Raw genomic sequence first — 24,861 nt, 5'->3', positions numbered from 1 at the left:
AGAGAAGCGGCTATGCAAAGCCCCGCCAACATTCTCAGGGATATCTGGATCTCCGTCGGCGGCGATATGGCCGCGCTCGAACGCGTGCGGCTGACCGGCGAGGAGCCGCAAATCCCGTCCTCGTTTCGCGTCGCCGTCGCCGGACAAACCACGATCGCCGCCGCCGGCCTCGCCGCCGCGGAAATCTGGAGATTGCGCAGCGGCGAGGCGCAGGACGTCCATGTCGACATGCGCCATGCTGTCGCCGAATGCCGCTCCGAGCGCTATTTACGCGTCGACGACAAGCCGCCGCCACCCGCCTGGGACGCCATCGCCGGCGTCTACAGGACCGGCGACAACCGCTTCGTCCGCTGCCACACCAATTTCCCGCATCATCGCGATGCCGTCTGCAAGGTGCTCGCTTGCGAACCCGAGCGCGAGAAGGTGCAGGCCGCGTTGATGCAATGGAAGGGCGAGGATTTTGAGACTGCGGCCTATGCTGCGGGCGGCGTCGTTGCCCTCATGCGCTCCTACGACGAATGGTCGGCGCTGCCGCAGGCCCGCGCGCTCGCCGAATTGCCGCTGGTCTCGATCGAGAAGATCGGCGAGGCTCCGCCAAAGCCGTGGCCGCAAGGACTGTCGAACGGCGATCGTCCGCTCGCAGGCCTGCGCGTGCTCGATCTCTCCCGCGTCATCGCGGGCCCCGTGGCCGGCCGCACGCTCGCCGCGCACGGCGCGGATGTTCTGCTCGTATCAGGCCCCGAGCTGCCGGCCATCCCGTGGCTCACCATCGACACCGGCCGCGGCAAGCTCACCACCTTCATCGAGTTGAAGAGCGAGACGGGCAGGGCGCAGATGCGCGCGCTGTTGAAGGACGCAGACATCTTCTCGCAAGGCTATCGCCCGCGCGCGCTTGCGGCTCTCGGCTTTACGCCGGAGGACGCAGCGAAAATCAATCCCGGCATCGTCTCCGTGACGCTGTCGGCCTACGGCCATTCCGGTCCCTGGGCGGAGCGGCGCGGCTTCGATTCGCTGGTGCAGACCACGACCGGCTTCAACCATGCCGAGGGACAGGCCGCCGGCCTCGACGGGCCGAAGGAATTGCCGGCACAGATGCTCGATCACGCCACCGGTTATCTGATGGCGTTCGGCGCGATGATGGCTAGGGCGCGCCAGGCCCGCGAAGGCGGTAGCTGGCACGTGCGCGTGTCGCTGGCGCAGACCGGGCGCTGGCTGTGGAATCTCGGACGGCTCGAAGGCGGCCTGAACACCCCGGATATTTTGGGCGAGGCCGTACATGCTGCATTCATCGAGAGCATGCCATCTGGTTTCGGCACGTTGAAGGCGGTGCGTCATTCAGCACTGCTGTCGAAGACGCCCGCGCAATGGAGCCGTCCGGCGATGCCGCTTGGCAGTCATCCGGCACAATGGCCGGCACGAAACTGACACCGAGCTTACTTGGACCTGACGCGTTGCAGAATTTTAACGCAAACCGAAAGGCGCGCCGCGTTTTTTAGGTTGTTTGAAATCACAATTCGGCACTATTAGCGCGACCGATGAGGCAGGCATCCGCCGGTATCATCGCAGACATGACCGGGCCCCATGGTAGTTGGAAATACCAAGCGATTGCAGGTGCTTACAAAACAGCGGGTGATCACATCCGTAGTTTTACTAGCTCTTGCCGGTGCCGGGGCCTACGGCTTCCTCTATGCGGGAGCCAAGGACAAGAGCCACTCCGAGATCTCCAGCCAGTCGCGCAGGAATGCGCAGAACTTCACACCGACGCCGTCGGAATGGGCGACGCTGACGATCGAGCCGGTCAAGGCCAAGACCTTCCGGGCCGAATATGTCACCGAGGGCAAGGTCGCGGTCGACGAGGACCGTTCGACGCCGGTGTTCTCGCCCTATGCGGGGCGGGTGACCAAGCTGCTCGCCAAACCGGGCGAGATGCTGAAGCAAGGTCAACCGCTGTTCACAATCGAGGCCGCCGACACTGTGCAGGCCCAGAACGATTTCATCGCGGCGATGACTTCGCAGAACAAGGCGAAGTCGGCGATCGATCTTGCCGACATCCAGTTCAAGCGCGCCAAGGACCTCTACGAGGGGCATGCCATCCCGCTGAAGGACTATCAGCAGGCTGAAGCGACCCAGGTTCAGGCGCAGAACGACATGCGCTCCTCGGCGACGGCGCTGGAGGCCGCGCGCAACAAGCTGCGCATCCTCGGCTTCACCGACGAGACCATCAAGGCGTTCCAGGACAAGGGGGTCATCAATCCGGAAGTCACGATCTATTCGCCGATCGCGGGCACGGTCGTGCAGCGTAAGATCGGTCCCGGCCAGTACGTCAATTCCGGCGCCAGCGATCCGGTGTTCGTCGTCGGCGACCTCTCCACGGTCTGGCTCACCGCCTTCGTGCGCGAGAGTGACGCGGCTGCCGTGTGCATCGGGCAGGACATCACCGTCAACGTGATGGCCCTGCCGGGTCGTCCGCTGACTGCGAAAATCAACTACGTCGCCGCTGCGATCGACGCCAACACCCGCCGTCTGCTGGTCCGCGCCACCATCGACAACAAGGACGGCCTGCTCAAGCCGGAGATGTTCGCCAACGTCACGATCTATTCGGCCGGCGACCGCGCCGCGCCGGCGGTACCGAAGCAGGCCTTGATCTATGAAGCCGACAAGGTCCGCCTCTGGGTTGCACGCGAGGACAAGTCGGTCGAGCTGCGTGAGATCAAGATCGGGCTCATCAATGGCAACCTCGTCGAGGTCACCAGCAATCTGAAGCCCGGCGAGCAGGTCGTCACCAAAGGCAGCCTGTTCATCGACCGCGCGGCGTCCGGCAGCTGATCGACGACCCAAGAAAATTGAAGACCTGAATGGATCGCCTCGTCGCCCTTGCCGTCAATCGGCGCTTCCTGATGGTCGGCATGTTCGTCGCCGTGCTCTTCGGTGGCCTCATTGCGTTCAACCAGCTCAACATCGAGGCCTACCCCGATCCGACCCCGCCGATGGTCGACATCGTGACGCAGAGCCCGGGCCTGTCGGCGGAGGAGATCGAGCGCTACATCACGATTCCGATCGAGACCCAGGTCGCCGGTCTGAAGAACCTGACGACCATTCGCACCATCTCGCTCTACGGCCTCTCCGACGTCAAACTGCAATTTTCCTTCGCCTACACCTATGACGAGGCGTTGCAGCAGGTCTTGAACCGCCTGGCGCAGCTCGCGCCACTACCCGGCAACGTGCAGCCGCAGATCTCGCCGCTCAGCCCAATTGGCGAAATCTTCCGCTACCGTCTCGTCGGTCCGCCGAACTACAGCGTGCTCGACCTCAAGACCATCCAGGACTGGATCCTCCAGCGCCGCTTCCGTGCCGTGCCTGGTGTGATCGACGTCACCGGCTGGGGCGGCAAGAGCAAGACCTACGAGCTCCAGGTCGACTTCAACAAGCTGGTCGCCAACGGCCTGACGCTGCCGCAATTGCTTCAGGCGGTCGGCAATTCCAACGTCAATGTCGGCGGCAACACCGTCAATATCGGTCAGCAATCGGCCGTGGTGCGCGGCGTCGGCCTGATTCGCTCGATCGACGACCTCGCCAACACCATGGTGGCGCAGACCAACGGCAACCCGGTGCTGGTCAAGGACGTCGCCACCGTCACCGTCGGCCAGAAGCCTCGTCTCGGCATTGCCGGCCTCGACGATTCCGACGACATCGTGCAAGGCATCGTCCTGATGCGCCGCGGCGAGCAGAGCTCGCCAACCATCAAGCGCGTCCACCAGCTCGTTCAAACCATCAACGACTCCAGCATCCTGCCGCCGGGCGTGCGCATCGAGCGCATCTACGACCGCGGGGATCTGATTGAGCTCACCACCCACACCGTGCTGCACAACATGGTGGTCGGCATTTTGCTGATCGTGCTGCTGCAGTGGATCTTCCTCGGCGATCTCCGCAGTGCGCTGATCGTCGGCGCCACGATTCCGTTCGCGTTGTTCTTTGCCGTGATCATCCTGGTGCTGCGCGGGGAATCGGCGAACCTGCTGTCGGTCGGTGCGATCGATTTCGGCCTGATCGTCGATGCCACCGTCATCATGGTGGAGGCGATCTTCCGGCGCCTGACGCAGACGACACCGATGTCGGAATCCGAGCAGATGTCGTCCGAGACGCTGTTCGGCATGAAAAGCCACGCCATCCTCAGCGCGGCGGCCGACGTCTCACGTTCGATCTTCTTTGCGGCGGCGATCATCATCGCGGCCTTCCTGCCGCTGTTCACGCTCTCCGGCGTCGAGGGCAACATCTTCGGGCCGATGGCGCGCACCTATGCCTACGCGCTTGCCGGTGGCCTGCTTGCGACGTTCACGGTGACGCCAGCGCTGTCCGCGATCATCCTGCCGGCTCATGTCCGGGAGACCGAGACCAGGGTGATGCGGATCCTGCATCGGCTCTACATGCCGTTGCTGCATTGGGCGGTCGCCAACCGCGGCATCATGCTCGGTGGCGCGCTCGGCCTCGTGCTGATGACGGTTGCGCTCAGCCGGTTGCTCGGCCTCGAATTCCTGCCCAAGCTGGAGGAGGGCAATCTCTGGATCCGTGCGACGCTGCCGCCGACCATCTCGCTCCAGGAAGGCAACTCCTACGTCAACGAGATGCGCAAGGTGATCCGCGCGCGGCCTGAAGTGGAATCCGTGGTGTCGCAGCACGGCCGCCCCGACGACGGCACCGACGCCGCCGGCTTCTTCAACGCCGAGTTCTTCGCGCCGCTCAAGCCCGCCAGCCAATGGCCCGGCACCCGCGACAAGGAAGAGCTGACCGCGCAACTGCTCAAGCAGCTCGACGATCGTTTCCCCGGCGTCGAGTTCAATTTCTCGCAATATCTCCAGGACAACGTCTCCGAAGCCGTCTCGGGCGTGAAGGGCGAGAACTCGATCAAGCTGTTCGGCAGCGATCTCCAGGCGCTGACCGACACCGCCAACAAGATCAAGTCGGTGCTGGCCACCGTGCAGGGGGTCACCGACCTTGCGGTGTTCACCTCACTCGGGCAGCCGACCATCCAGATCGACATCAACCGTGCCAAGGCTGCGCGCTATGGCCTTGCACCGGGCGACATCAACGCCACCATCAAGGTCGCGATCGGCGGCGACACCGCCGGCGACATCTACGAGGCCGGAAGCGACCGCCACTTCCCGATCATCGTTCGCCTTGCGCCGGAATTCCGCAGGAGCGCCGAGGCGATCCAGAATTTGCGGATCGGCGCCCCCGGGCCGAACGGCACCGTCGCGCAGATACCCCTGAGCGAGGTCGCCACCATCAGCCTCGTCTCGGGCGCGGCCTACATTTATCGCGAACAGCAGGAACGCTATCTGCCGATCAAGTTCTCGGTGCGTGAGCGCGACCTCGGCAGCGCGATCCGCGAGGCGCAGCAGAAGATCGCCGATCAGGTGCAGCTGCCGCCCGGCGCGCACATGGACTGGGTCGGCGAATTCGGCAATCTCCAGGACGCGATCCGGCGATTGTCGATCGTGGTGCCGATCTCGCTCGCGCTGATCGGCGTCCTGCTCTGGTTCAATTTCGGCTCGATGACCGACACGCTACTCGCCATGAGCGTGATCCCGATGGCGATCTTCGGCGGCGTGCTCGGTCTCTTGATCACCGGCACCGCCTTCAGTGTCTCCGCGGCCATCGGCTTCATCGCGCTGTTCGGCATCGCCGTGATGGACGGCATCATCATCCTGTCGCAGTTCAACCAGTTGATCGACGAAGGCATGGACCGCATGAGCGCGGTGATCCGCACCGGCGAATTGCAGCTCCGACCCGTGCTGATGACCTGCGTGGTCGCGGGCGTCGGTCTGCTGCCGGCTGCGCTGTCTGGAGGCATCGGCTCGCAGGTGCAGAAGCCGCTCGCGGTCGTCGTCGTCACTGGCATGATGCTGGCGCCGATCGTGATCCTGGTGACGTTGCCGGTGCTGATCTCCTTCTTCTCCCGCCGCGCACGCTGACCTGTTCGAGCTGGAATCGCGTTCCGCTTCGCGGCCATGTCCGCGCGGCGAAGTCTCAACCAGTTTGGCGAATCAAAATCCGTAGAGCCGCGCCGGATTGTCGACCAGGATTTTCTTGCGCACATCCGCATCCGGTGCCCACACCGGAAGCTGATTGAGGAGACGCCCGTCGTCGATCTGGTAGAGCGGCGCGACGTCGGTTGGCTTGCGTCCCTCGACGCGGCTCGAATCCGGATGCGGCCAGTCGGTGCCCCAGACGATGCGGTCCGCGTTCGCAGTGATCAGCGCCTGCGCGAACGGCACAATGTCCTTGTAATCCGGCGCGAGCGTTGACGAGCGATAGGCGCCCGAAATCTTGACATAGGCCTTCCCCGACTTCACCAGCGCGACGAGATCGGAGAAGCCCGGCTGCTCCAGGCCGCGCGAGGCTTCGAGGCCGCCGAAATGGTCGAACACGACAGGCACCGGCGCCGTCTCGACGAGGTCCTTGATCGCAGAGATCATCGGCAGCGTGGTGTAAAGCTGCACGTGCCAGCCGCGCGCCTTCATGCGCTCGACTGCAGCGGTGAAACGCGGTCGGCCGACATTGGGGTCGTTGACGCCGCCGGTCGCGAGATTGAGGCGGACGCCGCGGAAGCCGTCCTGATGCATCGCGTCCAGCGCGCTCTCCGGCGTCTTGTCGTCGATCACGGCGACGCCGCGAGCATTGGCGCCGCGTGCTTTCATGCCGAACAGGGTCGACGAATTGTCGGTTCCGTAGACACTTGGGGTGACAATCACCACGCGTTCCATATGCAGCGACTTGTGCAACGCGGCCATTTCTTCAGGGCTTGCCTGTTCCGGCGTGTAGACGCGCCCAGCGAAGAACGGAAACTTTTCGGGATCGCCGTGAATGTGGGTGTGGCAGTCGCAGGCATGCAGCGGAACGTCGAAGTTAACCGGCGTCGCGGGCTGTGCCGCACGGGCGTGGGCTTTGTTGGACATGGCAACTCCGGCGGCAAGGGAGGCAAGCAGGACGCTACGTCGGCTGAGCATGATTTCTCTCCCCGCTTCGTCATTTGGAGGTAGTGACACTATCACATCAGTCCGGAACCTGCTCCGCTTCGCTGCATAGCTGCTCGACGAGGCCCGCAAGCGGGCGTGAGCCGTCAACGCGCACCACCGGGGAGGGCAAGCCCGCGAGCCACGCTTCATCCTTTGCAAGACTGCGGCCTTCGCGATCTCCGGCTTCGTAGTGCGATGCCCATTCGACAAAAGATTCAGTCTCATCATGGCGCCAGCCGCCTGGCGCGACGGCGTCAGCGCCGAAATGGGCGGCCTCGCGGGCGCGCAATCGCGTCAGCCGGATTTCGCGCGGCGTGCTCACGAAGACGACCAGATCGAAAAGCGGGACAAGCTCCTCGCCCCAGCCGGTGACGGTTCCGCTCAGCACCCAATCGAGACGCGGCAGAAACATTTCGCGCATCAGGCGCAGACGCTCGGCGGCGGGGCGCGTGGTAGGGCGGCGCGGTCGGCAGCCAGAAATAATCATCGCTGTCGTGATGCGGCAGCGCAAGCCGGCCGGCGAGCGCGCGGCCGATCGTCGTCACGCCGGAGCCTGAAGCTCCCATCAGATGGATGCGGCGGCTCTTCATCGGCACCACCCCAGACGATTTGGAATTATTGCCCAGACGGCGTGCGCAGGCCGTGCCAGGCGTCGCGGACCTGTTGGTAGTGCACCTCGGGCAGATAGTCCGGCGTGTTCAGGCCCAAGGTCTTGACGTCGAGATGGCCGACGGCGCTGAGCAGCGTGTAGGAGGCGATCACGCGGTCGCGGCTGGCGCCGATCAGGCGGGCCTTGGCCTGGATCAAATCGGCCTGCGAGTTCAGCACGTCGACCGTCGTGCGCTGTCCGCCGGCGGCCTCGCGCTGCACGCCCTGGAGTGCGACGGTTGCCGCCTTCACCTCGGACTCGGAAGCGGACACCGCGATCTTGGCGCCTTCGTTGGCAACCCAGGCGCTGGTGGCCGCGGTGCGCGCCTGGTTGCGCACCTGATCGAGCACGAGCCGGCTCTGCGCCGTGATCTCCTTGGCCTGCCGGGTCTGCGCAGCAGCCTGGCCGCCGTCGTAGATCGGAGCAGTGACGTTGGCGACGATCGAGGCCTGGTCCTCGGCAAAGGTGCCGAGCGTCGGGTCGTTGTTGCGGCTCCGGCTGGCGCTGCCCTGGATGCTCGCGCTCGGCAGCAGCGCGCCTTCTGCGACGCGGATGTTGGTGGAGGCGACATCGACGTCGAAGCCCGCCGCCATCACCGCCGGGTGCTGACGGATAGCCATCATCAGCGAGTCTTCGCGGCTCTTCGGCAGATAGCGGTCGACGACTTCGGCGGCTCGAAGCTGCGACGGTGCATTGCCGATCACCTGCGCGTAGATCGCCTGGCTCACCGCCAGCGCGACTTCGGCGGCGTTGAGATCGGAAAGCCCGCGGTTGAGCCGCGCCTCGGCCTGGGCGCTGTCGGTCGGCGTGACGTCGCCGGCGTTGAGGCGGCGCTGGGTGACGGCGAGCGTTTCGCGCAGGAAGGAGACGTTGGAGCGCTGCGCCTCGACCAGCGACTGGTTGGCGAGCACGTTGGTGTAGGCGGTGACCGCGTCGAGCAGCACGCCCTGGCCGACATTGCGCAGCGCCTCGCGGCCCGACTGCACCTGGAGTTCTGCGGCGCGCACGTTGTTGGCGGTGCGGAAACCGTTGAACAGGGTCTGCGTCACAGTGACGCCGATGATCCACGGCTTCAGATTGGCGGTCTGGATGGTGTTGTCGGGCAGCAGATTGCGCACCGATTGCAGGCCGGCGCTGAGGCTTGCCACGATCTGCGGCCGATAGCCGGCGAGCGCCTGCGGCACGTTCTCGTCGGTGGCGCGCTGACGCGCGCGCTCGGCATTGAGCTGCGGGTTGGTCTGGTAGGCCTTGGCGAGCGCCTCCGGCAGGGCTTCCGCCCATGCGGCGGAGGGCAGGGCGCAACAGAGCGCCAGCGTGGTCCATGTCGCGAGCACAGGAGCCACGCCCGATCGATGCCGCGTCATCACGCGACCAACTCTGGCGGCACGCCCAATCATGTAATCCCGCAAATCCCGGCTGTCCGCCCCCGCCGACGGCGGCTCTCTTAACTGTTTAACCAGCCGACGTCCCGCAGGCAAACTGCCGCGGGGAAAACCCCCATGTATTCCGTGCTTGTTGCAGGTGCGTCACACACCAATCCCCTCCAGGATGCGTTATAGGGAGCTTGGCGGCTTCCAATCCGTCAGGTGCCTGTCATGTAGTCCGGACCCCACGGATGATGCCGAAGCTCTTCTCCGATTCCGATGCTCTCGCGGAGGAGATCGTTCGCGATGTCGGAACCGATTTGGTGGTCGGACTGCCGCTCGGCCTCGGCAAGGCTAATCATGTGGTCAACGCTCTCTATGCGCGTGCCTGTGCCGATCCTGACATCAAGTTGACGCTGCTCTCGGCGCTGACGTTGGAAAAGCCGAGACCGAAGGGCTTGATCGAGCACCGGTTCATCGCGCCCGTGATCGACCGATTGTTCGGCGGCTATCCCGATCTTGCCTATGCCGATGCGCTGCGCGAGAGCCGGTTGCCGCCCAACATCGAAGTCGTTGAATTCTTCTTTCTGGCGGGACGCTGGCTGCACGTGCCGGCCGCGCAGCAGAATTACATCTCGGCCAATTATACCCACGCGGCAAGCTACCTGCTGGCGCGCGGGCTCAATGTGGTGACGCAACTGGTGGCCAAGCGCGTCGTCGAAGGGGTGCCGCGCTACAGCCTGTCTTGCAACGCTGACACGACGCTGGACGTGCTGCGTGAACGCCGCGCCGGGCGTGCATCGTTCAAGCTGATCGCACAGGTGAATTCCGAACTGCCGTTCATGCCGGGCGCGGGCGACCTTCCGGCCGATGAATTCAGCGCCGTGCTGGAGAGCGCTGCGACCGACTTTCCGCTCTTTGCACCGCCGTCGGAGCCGATCTCCAACGTCAAATACGCGATCGGACTGAATGCGGCATCGCTGGTACGCGATGGTGGCACGCTTCAGATCGGCATCGGGCAGATCGGCGATGCACTGGCGCAGGGTCTGATCCTGCGCCATCGCGACAGCGCAGCCTTTCAAAAAATCGTGGCTCGGCTGTCACCCGCACGACTGTCTGCCGCGCAGGAAGCCGGAGCCTTCGAGGTAGGGCTTTATGGCGTCAGCGAAATGCTGACCGAAGCCTTCATCGGCTTGATCGATGCCGGCATCCTCAAGCGTGCCGTTGACGGGGTGGTGCTGCATGGCGCCTTCTTCCTCGGACCGAAATCTTTCTATCGTGCGCTGCGCGAGATGTCGCCTGACCAGATCGCGCGCATCCAGATGATGCCCGTGTCGTTCACCAACGAACTCTACGGCGAGGAGGAACGGAAGCGCCGGGCGCGGATCGATGCGCGCTTCATCAACAACACGATGATGGCGACGCTCTTGGGCGCGGCCGTCTCCGACGGCCTCGACAACGGGCAGGTGGTGAGCGGCGTCGGTGGGCAATACAATTTTGTGGCGCAGGCTTTTGCGCTCGAAGGGGCGCGATCGGTCCTGACGCTCGAGGCGACGCGCCAGGCGGGCCGTTCGCTCAAATCCAACATTCTCTGGCGCTATGGGCACGAGACCATTCCCCGGCACCTGCGGGATATCTTCGTCACCGAATACGGCGTTGCCGATCTCAGGGGGAAGTCGGATGCCGACGTCATCGCGGGGATGCTGGCGATCGCGGATTCGCGCTTCCAGGGCGAGTTGGTGCGGGTCGCGAAGGACGCCGGCAAATTGCCGCGCAGCTATGAGATACCGGCGGCCCACCGCGAAAACCATCCAGAACGGATCACGAGCGCGCTCAAGCCCGCGCGCGATGCCGGGCTGCTGCCGTCGTTCCCGTTCGGCTGCGATTTCACTGAGGTGGAACAGCGCCTCATCCCGGCGTTGGAGATGCTGCAAGGCGCGCAACGCTCGCCGCAGGCGTTGGCGAGCTTGCTGTGGCAGGGATTGATACGAACGCCCGACGGTGCCGATGAGGCGTGTCTCGCACGCCTCGGTCTTGATCGCCCCGCGACCTGGGCCGAGCGTGGATATCGCGCGCTCGTCAGCGCGGCCCTCGCACAGAGCCGCAAGACGTAGTCGTTTTACCGGTTCTTGTTCACCGGCTTGCGCTTCTCGATGAACGCCGCCATGCCCTCGGAGCGGTCCTCCAGCGCGAAGGTCGAGTGGAACAGGTTGCGCTCCACGCTCATGCCCTCGGCGAGCGTGGTCTCGAAGGCGCGGTTGACCGCTTCCTTGGCCATCGCGACCGCGGGCCGCGACATCGCGGCGATCTTCTCGGCCGCAGCCATCACCTCGTCCATCAGCTTGTCGGCCGGCACGATGCGGCTGACGAGGCCGCTGCGCTCGGCTTCGGCTGCATCCATCATGCGGCCGGTGAGGCAAAGGTCCATCGCCTTGGACTTGCCGATCGCACGGGTCAGGCGCTGGGTTCCGCCGATGCCGGGGATGGTGCCGAGCGTGATTTCGGGCTGGCCAAATTTCGCGGTGTCGGCGGCGATGATGAAGTCGCACATCATGGCGAGCTCGCAGCCGCCGCCGAGCGCATAGCCCGCGACCGCGGCGATCGTCGGCTTGCGGCAGCGTGCGAGGCGGTCGCCGCCGATCGCGGCAAAATCCTCGGAAAACATGTCGATGAAGCCTTTCGGCTGCATCTCCTTGATGTCCGCGCCGGCGGCAAACGCCTTCTCGCTGCCGGTCACGACGATACAGCCGATGGCGTCATCGGTTTCGAGGTCGTCGACTGCCGCGGCAATCTCGCGGAAGACGCCGAAGGAGAGCGCGTTGAGCAGCTTCGGCCGGTTCAGCTTGACGATGCCGACCGCGCCTTTGCTTTCGACGATGATGTGTTCGAACGTGCTCATGCTCCACCCACGCTTTTTGATTGAGCGGGCAATGTGCCCGCTGGCGCGGTGGGCTTCAAGTGCCAAAGATATCGGAAAAGTCGCCGGAACACGCCGAGATGCGCGTTCCGGACGAGGTCCCGCGGGCCGGCAATCAGGCTGGATTCAAGCCATGAACATGCGCGCGGCGGAAGCCAGCGTCAGCAGTGTGCCGACGCCGATGAAGATCTTGCCGATCAGCGAGCTCTGGTCCCAGGCCGAGCTCTGCTGGCTGCTTGCCATCACCGGCGCCGGCCGCGGCTGCGCATCGGTTGCGGCAATCACCGCCTTTTGCGCCGGCGGGTTGTCCTGTTGCAAGGCGCGGTCGATGTCGTTGAGCTGATCGGGTGCGACGACCTGGCTCTCGGCGTTCGGGGCGGCGGTATTATCGGCCGCTGCCTGGACGTTGTCGTTGGCGCGGCCCGTCATTGCGGAGGCGGCAGCCGCGGTCGGCGTATCGGCGGCGGCGAGCTGCGCATTGGCGTTGGCGACTTCCGGCGACATCTGGCGCGAGGCCGGCACCTTGCTATTGTCGGCCTTCGCATCGTCGGCCGTTGCCGCGGCGTCCTTCTTGTCGGCCTTGTCGCCGGATTTCTGCGCCGTCTTGGTGGTGTCGCGATGGCGCGACGTCTGGCGCCGCTGCTTGCTCGGCTTGACTGCGTCGGCCTGGTTGCCTGCGCTGTTCGGTTTGCTGCTTGCGGCTGAACTCGGTGCCGCCTGCGCAATGCCCCCGAACAGCAAGAAAAGCCCGGCCAGGAGAATCAGGGCCGCGCGCCCGCTGGCTTTCTTCATGTTGACGATCTCCCCAATTTCGCCCGTCCCGGAAGCGAACAGAGACCCCGGGGCGTGACGACAGCGCGGCAAAAAATGGGAATCTTCGGGCTACACGGGGCAAAAGCGGGGCAAACTAGGCCCCTCGCGGCCGGCCGCCGGGTGCGGACAGCACCGATCGGTGTTATGAGCCGTCCCAGATCTTTACGGCCGTATCGGTCGCGTGGCCCGGCACGGATCACGAGATCGTGATCTTGAAGGTGCCGCCGTAACAAATTGAAAGAACGGCCGAATTGCATGGTGAGGGCGCGCGTGCGCGGACGTGAGGACGAGTGGACCGGCCTGATGCGGTCGGCCATGGCAGGCGATGACGCGGCGTATCATCGCCTGTTGAGGGCGGTCACGCCTGTACTGCGCGCTGCCGCGAGGCGTGGCCTGGCGCGGGCTGGGCAGCCTCCCGACCAGGCTGAGGATATCGTGCAGGAGATTTTGTTGGCGGTGCATTTGAAGCGGCACACCTGGGACAGCGGGGCCCCCTTCGCGCCGTGGCTGTTTGCGATCGGCCGCAACAAGCTGATCGACATGCTGCGGCGGCGGGGCAGGCGAATCTTCGTCAACATCGACGATTTCGCCGAGACTCTGCCGGGCGAGGCGCCGCAGGAAACGGCCTCGGCGGGCGAGGTCGCCAGCCAGCTCAACACGCTGCCGCAACGCCAGCGCGACGTGTTGCAGTCGATCGCGGTCGACAGCACCTCGATCAAGGATACGGCGGCGAAATATTCGATGAGCGAGGGCGCGGTGCGGGTCGCGCTGCATCGCGGCCTTGCGGCGCTGACTGCCAAACTGCAGGACCAGTAGTCATGGATACCGATCAACTCATTCGCTCGCTCGCGGCCGATAACGCCCATCGCGCGCCGCGCGTCGGCGCGATGCTGACCATGGCGCTGCTGGTCGCCGCGCCTCTGTCGATCCTGATCTTCGCGACATTTCTCGGCGTGCGTCACGACGTGATGAGCGCGATGCACAACCCGTTCTTCGACATGAAGTTCGCGGTCACGCTGTCGCTCGCGATCCCCGCGATCATCGTCAGCCTGCATCTGTCGCGCCCCGAAGCGTTGCTGCGTGGTTGGGGCTGGTTGCTGCTGCTTCCCGTCGGGCTGCTTGCGGTGGCGATCGGCAGTGAGGCGATGATGGCGCCGGCCATGCCGATGACGATGCGATTGATGGGCAAGAACTCCAGGGTGTGTCTGTTCGCAATCCCAGCGATGTCGCTGCCGCTGCTTGCGGGGGCGCTGTTCGGCCTGCGCCACGGCGCGCCGTCGCATCCCGCGCTCGCCGGTGCGCTCGCCGGCCTGGTGTCGGCCGGGCTCGCCGCGACGCTGTACGCCTCGCACTGCACCGACGATTCCCCGCTCTTCGTCGCGACCTGGTACACGCTCGCGACCGCGCTGGTGACCGCGATCGGCGCGCTGGTGGGGGCGAGGGTTCTGCGGTATTAGCTCGCCGGCCTCAGGCCGCCGGCGTCGGGCCCTGCTGCATGCGGTGGAAGCGCAGCACCTGCTGCGCGGTCGAGCCGCGCAGGGCTTCGTAAGCGTCGCGCAGCGTCAGCATGTCGGTCTGCGAGCCGCCTGAGAGCTTCTCGCGTAGGGCGATGATCGCGCGCACGCTCGACCATTGCATGGCCGCGACCTTGGCGAGGATCATCACGCCCTCGGTCCGGCTTTCGATCATCATGGTCTCGGCGGTCTCGACCGCGACGCCCGCAAGCGCCGCGAGCCCCGCATTGGTCTCGTCGAACTTGCCTTGCTCTGCGAAGGCGGCGACCTGGAATTCGGTGAGGCGGCCGTCCTCGTGCAGCGACTTCACCAGCGCGCGCGCCATTTCGGTCTGTCGGGTCATGGCGGCAGCGCGGACCCGCTGGGCTGCTTCCTGGACCACGCTGTAGACTTCGTCTGCGAGATCCGGATGCGCGGCCTCCAGCTTCCTGCGCACGCTCAAGGAGGCCTTCGCAATCAGCTTCAGATAGTGATGGCGCGGCAAATCGGGCCGCAAGCCGATGCAGGTGGCGAGATCATCGTCGCGTTCGGCGCGCGTGACGAGGTCGGTGAAACTTCCCTCGGAGAGCTGCGCGCCCGGATTGCTGACGGTCGATTGCACCACGCCCTCGTCGCCGCGGGTCACCAGCACGTCGGTCAGTGCTTCCGACAGCACCCGCCGCAGCGAGATCGCCTTGAGATGTGCCTGCCCTCTGGTGCGCGCGATCTCGATCAGGGTCGCTTCGTCCAGTCGTTCCGATTTCGACAGCACGGGGCCGGAGACCTCGATCACCTCGTCGAGCGCGAGCGTGCGGATGATCTTCGGCGGCGCAGTCGCGATCGGTGCGAGGCGGTCGGCGAGCAGCGCCCTGGCAGACGTCTCGATCTGCTCGATCAGGCATTGGAATATGTCGTCGAACACGCGGACGTGGTCGTCTGAATAGTCCACCGCATTACCGATGAAGAGATCAGTGACGCGGCGCAGCGTCTCGACCCGGCGCGCAACTGTGCCGTGCGAGAGCGCAGCTTGCAGTTCCTCGAGCAAATTCTCGGATGATTTTGGGGATTTCGATCTCATTGCCCTGTCCTGGAGCGTTCGGCCCGGCGATTGCTTCTGTCGCGCCGGGAAAAAATGGATTGGTCAGCTCGTTGCGATGCGGTTGCGCCCTTGTGCCTTGGCGGAATAGAGCGCGCTGTCGGCGCGCACGAGAAACGTGTCGGCAGTATCAAAGTCGCGGAGCGTCACGACGCCCGCGGAAATGGTCACGCGCATGCCCAGGGAGAATGCGCTCCAGTCCAGATCTGCGACGATGCCGCGCAGCCGATCGAGCATGCGCGACGCCGCCTCGCCATCCGTTCCCGGCAGCAGCAGCAAAAATTCCTCGCCGCCGTATCGGCCGAAGCAGTCGGCCGGGCGGATATTTGCGAAAATGGTGATCGCGAAGGTGCGCAGCACCTCGTCGCCGACGGGATGGCCGTGGGCGTCGTTGATGCGCTTGAACCAGTCGAGATCGATCAGTGCGATCGCGCAAGGGGTCGACGTCTGCCGCGATTTTTCGATCTCGGCGTCGAGAAGCCGCATGATGCAGCGGCGGTTGTAGGAGCCGGTGAGCTCGTCGAGCTCGGCCAGTTCCTCGATGCGCTGATAGGCGGCCTTCAGCTCGATGCTGCGCCGGTACAGGATCTTGCGGAGCGTGGCGCCGAACAGGCCGAGGAAGGCGCACTGGCCGATCACCAGCACGAAGCAGAGCATCGAGGCGGTCCGCTGGAGCCGCGTAGCAACGGGCATGCCGATCGGCAGGTCGGAGGCGAGGAAGACGGCGGCGAGGCCGGCGGTCGCGATCGCCCAGGTCAGCATCGCCTGGGCCGAGGTCATGCGCAGCGTGCCGAAGGCGAAAATCAGGAACAGCACGCTGAGGAAGGCGACGCCAATGGCCGGCACCGACAACAGGAACACGAATTGCAGCGCCATATGCGCCGAGATCTGGAACACGGTGAGATAGTGGTCGGTTTGCCTGTCGCCCACGCCCGCTTCCGACATCACGACGAAGATGCCGATGATCGAGAGACCGCCGACCCAGAACAACGATGGAACGGTCATCGGAACGGCGCCGTCGTAGCCGTAGAGCAGCAGGACGAAGGCGCCGAGCGAGTAGCTGGCGACCTGGCCGATATACATCTGGCGGCGCTGCCGCGCCCGGCGCGCCCGCACCTGGGGCGCAGCTGCATCGGGCACGAGGACGAGATCCGCGACCTCAGCGGCATTCCTCTCGGGAAAGGACGTCGCGGCCGTGCTCATGGTCCCGCCAATGGTAGTTGTCAGCCCAAAAATCTACATGGCAAGCCTTTAGGTTTGGTATCCTCCGAAACCGAATCCGCACTGTCCAGCGCGGGAGCGGAGGACGGTCGCGACCGGCCGAGGATTTGTCGTCGATTAGGGATCGTGTGCGATGCGGTCGAGCCAAAGCATGGCTTCGGAAGACATACGTCGTGCAAGGCTGCTATGGTTCCATGCATGTCGGGCTGTCCAAGTTGGGACGGCATTGCGCAGGAAAGTGCTTCATTACTATGTTACCGTTATTGAGCGAGGCGGGCAGCCGCGGGTGGCAAAAGGAAATTTCGCGTATGTGGGGTAGATCACACAGCCCCCCGTATGACTGCGGTAGACTGAAGAATTTCGCCCCTCCCGTCGAACCGTCTGCCGCATCGACCCGACCAACCTTGCGAGACGGCCATTGAGCGTGACACAGGCGGCTTCGGACGAGGTCCTGATCGCCAGGATCGCTCAAGGCGACCGGCTCGCCATGCAGGTGCTGTACGGGCGGCACCATGTCAGGGTGTATCGTTTCGGCCTCCGGCTCGTGCGGGACGAGCAGGCGGCGGAAGACCTCATCAGTGAGGTGTTTCTCGACGTGTGGCGTCAAGCCGGCAAGTTCGAGGGCCGATCCGCCGTTTCCACCTGGCTGCTGGCAATCACCCGATTCAAGGCTCTCTCTGCGCTCCGGCGCAGAAAGGATTTTGAGTTGGACGACGACGCCGCGAACGCGATCGAGGACACGTCCGACAATCCGGAAACGGTGGTGCAGAAGAAGGATACCAGTGAAGCGTTGCGGGAGTGTCTGACGGGCCTCTCGCCGGACCATCGGGAAATCGTCGATCTCGTCTACTACCACGAGAAGTCCGTGGAAGAGGTGGCCGAAATCGTTGGCATCCCGGAGAACACTGTGAAGACGCGCTTGTTCTATGCGCGCAAGAAATTGGCCGAACTGCTGAAGGCAGCCGGCATTGAGCGAGGCTGGCCATGATGGCATTGAGCAAGAAGATGCTGGAGCGAGAACCCAGTGAGATCGAGATGCTGCTGCCGTGGCACGCCGCCGGCACGCTGAACGCGCGCGACGCCCGCCGCGTCGAGGAAGCGCTTGCGAGCGATCCCGACCTCGCCAGGCAATATGCCGCGATCCGCGGCGAGTACGAAGAGACCATTCATCTGAACGAGAGCCTGGGTGCTCCGTCGGCGCGCGCGATGCAGAAGCTGTTCGCCGCCATCGACGCCGAGCCGGTGCGGGCCGCCGGTTCGCTGCCGCTGTCGGCGCGCATCGCCACCTTCTTTGCGAGCCTGTCGCCGCGCACGCTGGCCTGGTCGGCGAGCTTGGGCGCCATGGCGCTGGTGCTGCAAGCCGGAATCATCGGCGCCGTGCTGACGAAGAACCAGACTGCGACCTTCCAGACTGCTTCGCTCTCGACCAGCGCGCCGATCACGCGCGAACTCGGTGCGACTGCCGCGCCGTCGCGCGCGCTGGTGCGCTTCACACCCGAGGCGCGCGTCGCCGACATCACGACATTGCTCGACAGCTACCAGGCTTCGATCATCGGTGATGCCAAGGGCGGCATGTTCCGTCTCCAGTTCGACAAGGCGATGAGCCAGGACGAACTCACCTCGCTGCTCGGCAGGATGCAGCGCGAGAAGTTCGTCAATTTGGCCGTCGCGGCACCCTAGACGCGCCGCTGAACCGATGATGCGCAAGTCCGAGAGCAGGTTACGCGCCGGGGCCTACGCTTCGTCGGTCGGAGCTACGCTGCTGCTCGCCGCCTGTCTCGGCGTCGAGGTTGCGCAGGCGCAGGCGATCATGCGCACGCCGACGATCAGCGTCCCCTCGCGCATGCCGACCATTTCTCCCAGCATCGCCGCGCGCGTCGGTCCGGGTGTTGCCGCCAGAGCGGTGGCGGTCGGCCGCGGCCCCGGCCCGATTGTGACATCGAGGATTTCGGCGCGGATGGTACCGACGCCGGTGCTGCCTTATGCGCGCTACTCCCCGAACCTCTATCCCGCCTGTACCGCGCCCTATCGCGACGCCGGCGGCGAATGCCTGGCGCAACCGAGCGCAGGCGGCGACGGCGCGGGCAAATCGGGCAAGAAGACCGCCGGCAAGGGGCGCGGCAACAACACGCCGGCCGCCGTGGACTTGCGCACCTTCGCCGACCAATTCGTCGCCGAGATCGATGGGGCGCTGTCGTTGGCCGAGGCCGACGAGCTCGCGCGCCGCCATGGCCTGACACGCGTGTCCTCCGAGAATTTTCCGCTGATCGGGGCAACCTTCGGACTGTTCCGCATCACCGACCGCCGCGCTTACGAGACCGTGCGGCGCGAATTCGCCGCCGACGGCAGCGTGCGCTCGGTCCAGCCGAACTTCCGCTACGTACTCCAGGACCAGAAATCGTCGGTGCCGAGCGAGGGAGATCCCGCGCAATATGCGCTGGCCAAGCTCCGCCTGCCGCAGGCACATGCGCTGGCGCATGGCGCCAACGTGACTGTTGCCGTGATCGATTCGGGCATCGACGCCCAACATCCGGAACTTGCCAATTCCATTGCCGAAAATTTCGATGCGCTCGGCAGCGCCGAGGGCCCGCATGTTCACGGCACCGGCATTGCCGGCGCCATCGTGGCGCATGCCAAGCTGATGGGCAGCGCGCCCGAGGCGCGCATCATCGCCATCCGCGCTTTCGGCGGCACCACCGGCGGGGCCGAGAGCTCGTCCTACATCATCCTGCGCTCGCTGAACTATGCCGCCGAGCACGGCGCGCAGATCGTCAACATGAGCTTTGCCGGTCCCAAAGACGCGGTGATCGAGCGGGCTATCGCGGCGACCGCCGCGCGTGGCCTGGTGCTGATCGCGGCTGCCGGCAATGCCGGCGCGAAGTCGCCGCCGCTCTATCCGGCGGCCAATCCCAACGTGATCGCAGTCAGCGCGACCGACCAGCAGGACCGGCTGTTCACCGCCTCCAACCGTGGCAATTACATCGCGGTCGCGGCACCCGGTGTCGACATCTTCCTGCCGGCGCCTGACGGCAAATATCAGATGACGTCGGGCACCTCGTTCTCGGCCGCCTATGTCTCCGGCGTCGCGGCGCTGCTGCTCGAGCGCAACTACGCCTTGAAGCCGGAAGCGCTGCGCATGACGCTGGCGAAGACAGCGCGCGACCTCGGTGCACCCGGGCGTGACGATCTTTTCGGCGATGGCGAGACCGATGCGTTTGCCGCGGTCATGACCGTTCCCGCCAACGGCGCGACGCCGGTTGCGGCTGCGTCCGGTACAACAAAACGTGAAGATATCGAGAAGCGTCGCGACGAGCCTGGCCTCCGCGCAATAGAGCAACCCTCGTTGTCGAGCACCGGCGATAAAGCCACGGTTTCTCAGGCGGATAGGCCGGCGACGCGGTAGCGGCTGCGACAACTTTGCGCGCGGTGCGAAGGTCGAAAAATCAAACGCCGCATTGAACGTTCGGCCCGCTGCCACGACCAAATTATGTGGGAGCGGTCATCCCTCCCCATAAGTCATATTAGGCGCGAGCGCCCATCCACCCCAAGCGCCCATATGGCTCGACCCGTCCGGTTGTCCCCCCGGACGGGTCTTTTCTTTTGGGGCATCCGATTTCTTGAAGCCCTCCGCGAGACCAGCTTCTGGTTGAGAGATCGCGACTCGGTCATCGGCATCGCTCCGCAGGCGCGCCATGCTTGTGCGAAGCTTGACTCGAAAACCCCTTGAATCTCCGCACGACTACGGAGTTTGACGACGAAAAGGCTGTCGTTGCTGGACAAGTCGGAACTTTTCCACAAAATATTCATGTCGCGTCTAAATTGATTCGTCTGCGTTGCGTCGCGTCCGTATTTTCTCCTGACGGGCTGGGTTATGACACATCGCCAAGAGGCTGTTCGCGACGTGGCTATTGGCCGCGACATTGCGGCACGCTGGTGCACTCTCGCCGAGCAGCGGCTGGTGCATCTCTCCGAAATGTTCGAGACCGGGCGCTGGCGCCGCTATCACTCCGAGATCGCATTTCTCGAAAACATCCAGGAGGCCAAGCGCGCCGTTCAGACTTGGCGCGCGCTTGCCACCGGCGCTGATGTCGCCACGGCGGCCGCCAGCGTGTCGCCCGCATTCGGCTGGTCGCCCGCGACGATGCCCCGCATGCTCCCGCGCGAGCAACAGGCGCAGGTCATGCAGCCGAAGGCCGTGCACATCGCTCCCGAGACCGCCGTGCCGGTTGGGCTCGATCCGACACCGGACGTTCTCGCCGAAATCACCGAAGCCCCGATCGTGCCGCTTGCCGCGCCTGCAGCGATGGCACCGCTCAAAGTGCCCGCTGCCATGGCGCCGCCTACCGCGCCCGTCGCGATGACAGGATCCAAGATACAGGCCGCGATGGCAGCGCCCAGGGCGCCTGCTGCGATGGCGGCGCTTCTGCCGCAGTTCTCTCCGCCCGCCACCGAAATTGTCGCAGCCCCCGAGCGCCTCGTTGAGTTCACCTTCAGCCTCGACGGCCTGGAGGCGAAGTATCCGCTGCTGAGGAACGCGTTCTAAAGCGAACGTTCAAGAGTGCCGCCGCAATGTCTCCAACCCCGTCATCCTGAGGCGCGAGGCATGGGACGCAACGCGGCCCATGGAGAGCCTCGAAGGATGCACGGCCCGTCTGCCGACCGCATCGACGCTTACGTCGGGGGCCTAGGCGCTCCCGCGCGCCGTCGCGCAAGCTGGCTCACCGATCTCCAATCCGATCGAATAAGCGCTTCCTTCTTGGCGCGGCTCCATCCTTTGAGCTGCCGCTCAGCGGCAATCCCGTCAGTGATCCGATCGAAATACTCCGACCACACCAGGACGACAGGTCGTCTCGAGTAGGTGTACCCCTGATAGGCGCCGGCATTGTGCCCGTCGACGCGCCTCGATAGGTCGTCGCCGGTGGCGCTGCCAATGTAGAACGAGCCATCCGCACATCGCAGCATGTAGACATAGATGCCCACAACGTCCTCCTTCGAGGCTCCCCGCGCGGCGCTTCGCACCGCACGGCTCACACCTCAGGATGACGGCCGCGTGTTTGTTGTCAACATTGCATCAAGACCCAGCGCTCCGTTTTTACCCCGTCATCCTGAGGCGCGAGGCATGGGACGCAACGCGGCCCATGGAGAGCCTCGAAGGATGCACGGCCCGTCTGCCGACTGCGCGCCTACCGCCGCACCGCATTCCCGCCGACCACCAATTGCGCAAACCGCTGGGCGCCGTCCGCCGACAGATCGGACGTCACGGCGCGCGCGTGATCGAGGCCGACCACGGCGCCGCGCGGGGTTTCCGAGATCATGTTGTTGTTGACGAGCGCGGTGCCGGCGCCCGGCACGACGGATACGCCGACGCCAGCCAGCGCCTTGCGGATCACGTTGCCCGTGATCGCGACGTCGCGGAGATATTTGCCCCAGCCGGCGACGATACCGTAGGACGGCGCATTCTCGATCACGTTGCCGGTAACCGACGCATCCGCCTCGATGTAGATGCCGACGCCGGCATCGTCGTCCGGCGCGGTGCCGATTGGGCGTTTCGGGATCAGATTGCGGATGATGTTGCCCTGGACCACGGCGATGCGGCCGCCTTCGTTGAAATTGCAGACGGAGACGCCGACGGCGGCGCCGTCGACAATGTTGTTGGCGATCACAGCGGCCTCGAACGCAAACTCCGAATAGAGCGCGACCTCGCGCACGTCGCTGACACTGTTGCCGGTGATGTGGATGTTCGATGCCGAGTTGCCGCGCACCGCGGAGTAATCGCAGTTTTTGATGCGATTGCCGCGCACGATGACGTTTCCGGCGCGGAAGGCGTTGATGGCGTTGCCGTACTGGCCGGAGCCGCCGGGGCCGGCCTTGATATCCTCGATACGGTTATCAGTGACCAGCGTGCCGTCGTCGCCGATGGCCGTGCGCAGGATCTCGATGCCGTTGTCATTGGTGCCGGTGATGGTGTTGCGGGAGACGCTGAGACCCCTGGCGTCGAACGACACCACCGCCGTCACCGCGATGTTGGTAAAAAGGTTGCCGGAGATGTCGCCCGAGACCTGCTCGAGCCAGACGCCGCTGCCGCCGGAGCCCGTGATCTCGCAATCGGCGATGCGGACGTCGCGCCCCCCGAGCACGTGGATCAGCCCACGTCGTGCCGGCAGCGGAATGCCGCCGCCATCGAAGGTGATGCCGGTGAGGCCGATCGAATCGGAGCGGTCGCTCTGGATCGCCGAGGCCCCGCCAGTGAAGACGAGCTTGGTCGCGCCGCGCACGCCGATCAGTTGCGTGCCATTCGGCAAGCGCAACAGTCCGGTGCGGTAGACGCCGGGTGGCAGCGCCAGCGGCGTCTGAGCCCGCGCGGCCTCATCGATCGCACGCTGGAGCGCACGGGTCTGATCCTCGCTGCTGCCGGGTCGCACACCATATTGCGTGGCATCGCGTCCGAGCAGCGACGTCACCGGCGCCGCGCGCGCAGCATCGGCCGGCATGGCCAGCGCGCCGGCGATGCCTGCGGTCGAAGCTCCGATGAGATGGCGACGATTGAGGTCCATGACGCGTCCTCCGGCGGACGCGGGAGTCCGCGATGGTTAGGTAGCGCAGGGCGGCTGGTGGCGTGAGGATTGTTCGCGGTAGGGTTAAATGTTTACGCAGTCGTGTTCCGCCCCTTCCGTGCCAACTGCACCATCTCCATCAGCATCGCCTCGCCGGCATCGACCAGTTCCTCGAGCGTGATCCGCGGCGCGCCCTTGCGGCGCACGGCGCCACTGCGCGCCAGCAGGGGAATATGGACGAATGCTGCCAGCCGCGGCCCGCCGCCCCTGACGTTCTCGATCGCGCGCCAGCTCAGATAGTTGCAGAGATAGGCGCCGGCATCGCGCGAGGGGCGGGCGTCGATGCCGGTGAGGCGCGCGGCGCGCAGCAGCCTTGCCGTGTGTGGACCGAAAATCATCGCGTCCGCATTGGCGGCGATGCCGCGCCTGCTCGATCGGGTGTTGGCGGCGTCGGGCCAGAGCATGGTGACGGCGTTGCGCGCACGGCTCTCGATGCGCAGATAGGGCGTACGTGCGGCGAGGCCGAACATCAGCATCGCATCCGGCTTCTCTTTCGCTAAAACCTCCGGCAATTGCCGGTCCACCGCGGCATAGGTGACCGGGAAGATGTGGCTGGAGATCGCGGCATCGTCGAGTGCGGGACGGCGCAATTGCGCCAGCCGGGCGACCAGCGGCTGCGTCGGGTTGTAGGGCGCGCCGGGGAAGGGGCCGAAGCCGGTGAGGAGAATGCGGAGCTTGTCGCTCATTGCAGCAACTCCAAAATCTGCTCGGCGGCGAGCGCCGGCGTGAGATGGCCATTGGCCACCTCGGTCTCGATCTTCCGGACCTTCGTCCGCACCGACGCTTCGCTGCGCAGCCGTGCCAGCATACGCTGCTCCAGCATCGACCACATCCATTTCACCTGCTGCTCGCGCCGTCGCGCGGCGAACTCGCCGGATGCGTTCATCGCCTTGCGGTGATCGAGGACCTTCTGCCAGAGTTTTGCAATGCCGTCTCCGGTCAGTGCCGAATAGGTTTCGACCGGCGGATGCCAGTGCTCGGAGCGCGGCGTCAGGATATGCAGCGCGCCGCGATAATCGGCGGCGGTGATGTTGGCGCGCTTGAGATTGTCGCCGTCGGCCTTGTTGATCGCGATCATGTCGGCGAGCTCGACCAGGCCTTTCTTGATGCCTTGCAACTCATCGCCGCCGCCGGGCAGCATCAAAGCGAGGAAGAAATCGGTCATGTCGCAGACCGCGGTCTCGGATTGGCCGATGCCGACGGTCTCGACCAGCACGACGTCGAAGCCGGCTGCCTCGCACAGCAGCATCGCCTCACGCGTCTTGGCGGCGACGCCGCCGAGGGTACCCGAGGATGGCGAGGGCCGGATGAAGGCGTGGTCGGAGGCCGAGAGCTGCGCCATCCGCGTTTTGTCGCCGAGGATCGAGCCGCCGCTGCGCGCCGAGGACGGATCGACAGCGAGCACCGCGACCTTGTGGCCCTGTTCGATCAGATGGGTTCCGAGCGCATCGATGGTAGTGGACTTGCCGACCCCGGGCGAGCCGGTGATGCCGACGCGGACCGCCTTGCCGGTGTCGGGCAGGAGCATCTGCACCAGCTCACGCGCCAGCGCCTGATGGTCGTTGCGCCGGCTCTCGACCAGCGTGATGGCCCGCGCCAGCGCCGCGCGGCTGCCGACGCGCAAATCGCGGGCGAGGGTTTTGATGTCCAGCGAGGCCTTCTTCTCAGTCATGCCCTG

The 24,861-nt window shown here is 65.2% G+C and carries 20 protein-coding genes and 1 pseudogene; 10 read left to right on the top strand and 11 right to left on the bottom strand.

The window, feature by feature from the left end; translation table 11 throughout:
* Positions 1–12: 12 nt before the first annotated feature.
* The 3 genes from ABIB06_RS13020 to ABIB06_RS13010 all read left to right on the top strand — a co-directional run bounded on the left by ABIB06_RS13020 (position 13) and on the right by ABIB06_RS13010 (position 5,972).
* Positions 13–1,425, top strand: coding sequence for a CoA transferase (locus tag ABIB06_RS13020; protein ID WP_354047081.1), 1,413 nt, complete (start codon positions 13–15; stop codon positions 1,423–1,425).
* A 156-nt stretch (positions 1,426–1,581) separates the two neighbouring features.
* Positions 1,582–2,826, top strand: coding sequence for an efflux RND transporter periplasmic adaptor subunit (locus tag ABIB06_RS13015; protein WP_354047083.1), 1,245 nt, complete (start codon positions 1,582–1,584; stop codon positions 2,824–2,826).
* 29 nt (positions 2,827–2,855) lie between these two features.
* The gene (locus tag ABIB06_RS13010; RefSeq protein WP_354047085.1) at positions 2,856–5,972 is read left to right on the top strand and encodes an efflux RND transporter permease subunit; all 3,117 of its coding nucleotides are present in this window, start codon (positions 2,856–2,858) and stop codon (positions 5,970–5,972) included.
* 72 nt (positions 5,973–6,044) lie between these two features.
* On the opposite strand, the gene ABIB06_RS13005 is transcribed toward ABIB06_RS13010, so the two are convergent.
* The 3 genes and pseudogenes from ABIB06_RS13005 to ABIB06_RS12995 all read right to left on the bottom strand — a co-directional run bounded on the left by ABIB06_RS13005 (position 6,045) and on the right by ABIB06_RS12995 (position 9,062).
* Entirely contained in the window at positions 6,045–7,007 is a 963-nt protein-coding gene (locus ABIB06_RS13005; protein ID WP_354047087.1) for an amidohydrolase family protein, read from the bottom strand.
* 46 nt (positions 7,008–7,053) lie between these two features.
* Positions 7,054–7,606 (bottom strand): annotated as a pseudogene (locus ABIB06_RS13000) (P-loop NTPase family protein).
* 25 nt (positions 7,607–7,631) lie between these two features.
* Positions 7,632–9,062 (bottom strand): TolC family outer membrane protein, encoded by a 1,431-nt coding sequence (locus tag ABIB06_RS12995; protein WP_247349880.1) that lies wholly within the window; start codon positions 9,060–9,062, stop codon positions 7,632–7,634.
* Positions 9,063–9,283: 221 nt separating this feature from the next.
* Between ABIB06_RS12995 and ABIB06_RS12990 the strand changes: the two genes are divergently transcribed.
* A complete protein-coding gene (locus ABIB06_RS12990) occupies positions 9,284–11,143 on the top strand; it encodes an acetyl-CoA hydrolase/transferase C-terminal domain-containing protein (RefSeq protein WP_354047328.1) in 1,860 nt (619 codons plus the stop codon).
* 5 nt (positions 11,144–11,148) lie between these two features.
* On the opposite strand, the gene ABIB06_RS12985 is transcribed toward ABIB06_RS12990, so the two are convergent.
* Positions 11,149–11,928: an enoyl-CoA hydratase gene (locus ABIB06_RS12985; protein WP_354047089.1), complete on the bottom strand. Its 780-nt coding sequence runs from the start codon at positions 11,926–11,928 to the stop codon at positions 11,149–11,151.
* 144 nt (positions 11,929–12,072) lie between these two features.
* Complete coding sequence (locus tag ABIB06_RS12980) at positions 12,073–12,738, bottom strand: hypothetical protein (protein WP_354047091.1); 666 nt, start codon at positions 12,736–12,738, stop codon at positions 12,073–12,075.
* Positions 12,739–13,029: 291 nt separating this feature from the next.
* Between ABIB06_RS12980 and ABIB06_RS12975 the strand changes: the two genes are divergently transcribed.
* Positions 13,030–13,575: a sigma-70 family RNA polymerase sigma factor gene (locus ABIB06_RS12975; protein WP_354047093.1), complete on the top strand. Its 546-nt coding sequence runs from the start codon at positions 13,030–13,032 to the stop codon at positions 13,573–13,575.
* A 2-nt stretch (positions 13,576–13,577) separates the two neighbouring features.
* Positions 13,578–14,216 carry an NrsF family protein gene (locus tag ABIB06_RS12970; protein ID WP_247349884.1) on the top strand — a complete coding sequence of 213 codons (639 nt, stop codon included), beginning with the start codon at positions 13,578–13,580 and terminating at the stop codon, positions 14,214–14,216.
* Positions 14,217–14,226: 10 nt separating this feature from the next.
* Here ABIB06_RS12970 and ABIB06_RS12965 read toward each other — a convergent pair whose 3' ends face one another.
* Positions 14,227–15,330 carry a DUF2336 domain-containing protein gene (locus ABIB06_RS12965; RefSeq protein WP_354047095.1) on the bottom strand — a complete coding sequence of 368 codons (1,104 nt, stop codon included), beginning with the start codon at positions 15,328–15,330 and terminating at the stop codon, positions 14,227–14,229.
* 63 nt (positions 15,331–15,393) lie between these two features.
* A complete protein-coding gene (locus tag ABIB06_RS12960) occupies positions 15,394–16,551 on the bottom strand; it encodes a GGDEF domain-containing protein (protein WP_354047097.1) in 1,158 nt (385 codons plus the stop codon).
* A 436-nt stretch (positions 16,552–16,987) separates the two neighbouring features.
* Between ABIB06_RS12960 and ABIB06_RS12955 the strand changes: the two genes are divergently transcribed.
* The 4 genes from ABIB06_RS12955 to ABIB06_RS12940 all read left to right on the top strand — a co-directional run bounded on the left by ABIB06_RS12955 (position 16,988) and on the right by ABIB06_RS12940 (position 21,112).
* Entirely contained in the window at positions 16,988–17,557 is a 570-nt protein-coding gene (locus tag ABIB06_RS12955; protein WP_247349887.1) for a sigma-70 family RNA polymerase sigma factor, read from the top strand.
* Positions 17,554–18,249 (top strand): hypothetical protein, encoded by a 696-nt coding sequence (locus ABIB06_RS12950; protein WP_354047099.1) that lies wholly within the window; start codon positions 17,554–17,556, stop codon positions 18,247–18,249. The genes ABIB06_RS12955 and ABIB06_RS12950 overlap by 4 nt, the downstream gene beginning before the upstream one ends.
* 16 nt (positions 18,250–18,265) lie before the next feature.
* Positions 18,266–19,972, top strand: coding sequence for a S8 family serine peptidase (locus tag ABIB06_RS12945; RefSeq protein WP_354047101.1), 1,707 nt, complete (start codon positions 18,266–18,268; stop codon positions 19,970–19,972).
* A 468-nt stretch (positions 19,973–20,440) separates the two neighbouring features.
* A complete protein-coding gene (locus ABIB06_RS12940) occupies positions 20,441–21,112 on the top strand; it encodes a TIGR03809 family protein (RefSeq protein ID WP_502916530.1) in 672 nt (223 codons plus the stop codon).
* 128 nt (positions 21,113–21,240) lie between these two features.
* Here ABIB06_RS12940 and ABIB06_RS12935 read toward each other — a convergent pair whose 3' ends face one another.
* From ABIB06_RS12935 to meaB, 4 genes are all read right to left on the bottom strand, one after another.
* Positions 21,241–21,549, bottom strand: coding sequence for a GIY-YIG nuclease family protein (locus ABIB06_RS12935; protein ID WP_247349891.1), 309 nt, complete (start codon positions 21,547–21,549; stop codon positions 21,241–21,243).
* 203 nt (positions 21,550–21,752) lie between these two features.
* Positions 21,753–23,123, bottom strand: coding sequence for a TIGR03808 family TAT-translocated repetitive protein (locus tag ABIB06_RS12930; protein WP_354047103.1), 1,371 nt, complete (start codon positions 23,121–23,123; stop codon positions 21,753–21,755).
* A 92-nt stretch (positions 23,124–23,215) separates the two neighbouring features.
* Entirely contained in the window at positions 23,216–23,869 is a 654-nt protein-coding gene (locus ABIB06_RS12925; RefSeq protein ID WP_354047105.1) for a pyroglutamyl-peptidase I, read from the bottom strand.
* On the bottom strand, positions 23,866–24,855 hold the full coding sequence (gene meaB / locus ABIB06_RS12920) for a methylmalonyl Co-A mutase-associated GTPase MeaB (RefSeq protein ID WP_247349894.1): 990 nt from the start codon (positions 24,853–24,855) through the stop codon (positions 23,866–23,868). The genes ABIB06_RS12925 and meaB overlap by 4 nt, the downstream gene beginning before the upstream one ends.
* Positions 24,856–24,861 lie beyond the last annotated feature (6 nt).

The organism is Bradyrhizobium sp. LB8.2 (assembly GCF_040548035.1).
GTDB lineage: Bacteria > Pseudomonadota > Alphaproteobacteria > Rhizobiales > Xanthobacteraceae > Bradyrhizobium.
Note: the sequence above shows the minus strand (reverse complement) of the source record. Positions and strands in the feature narration are given on the sequence as shown.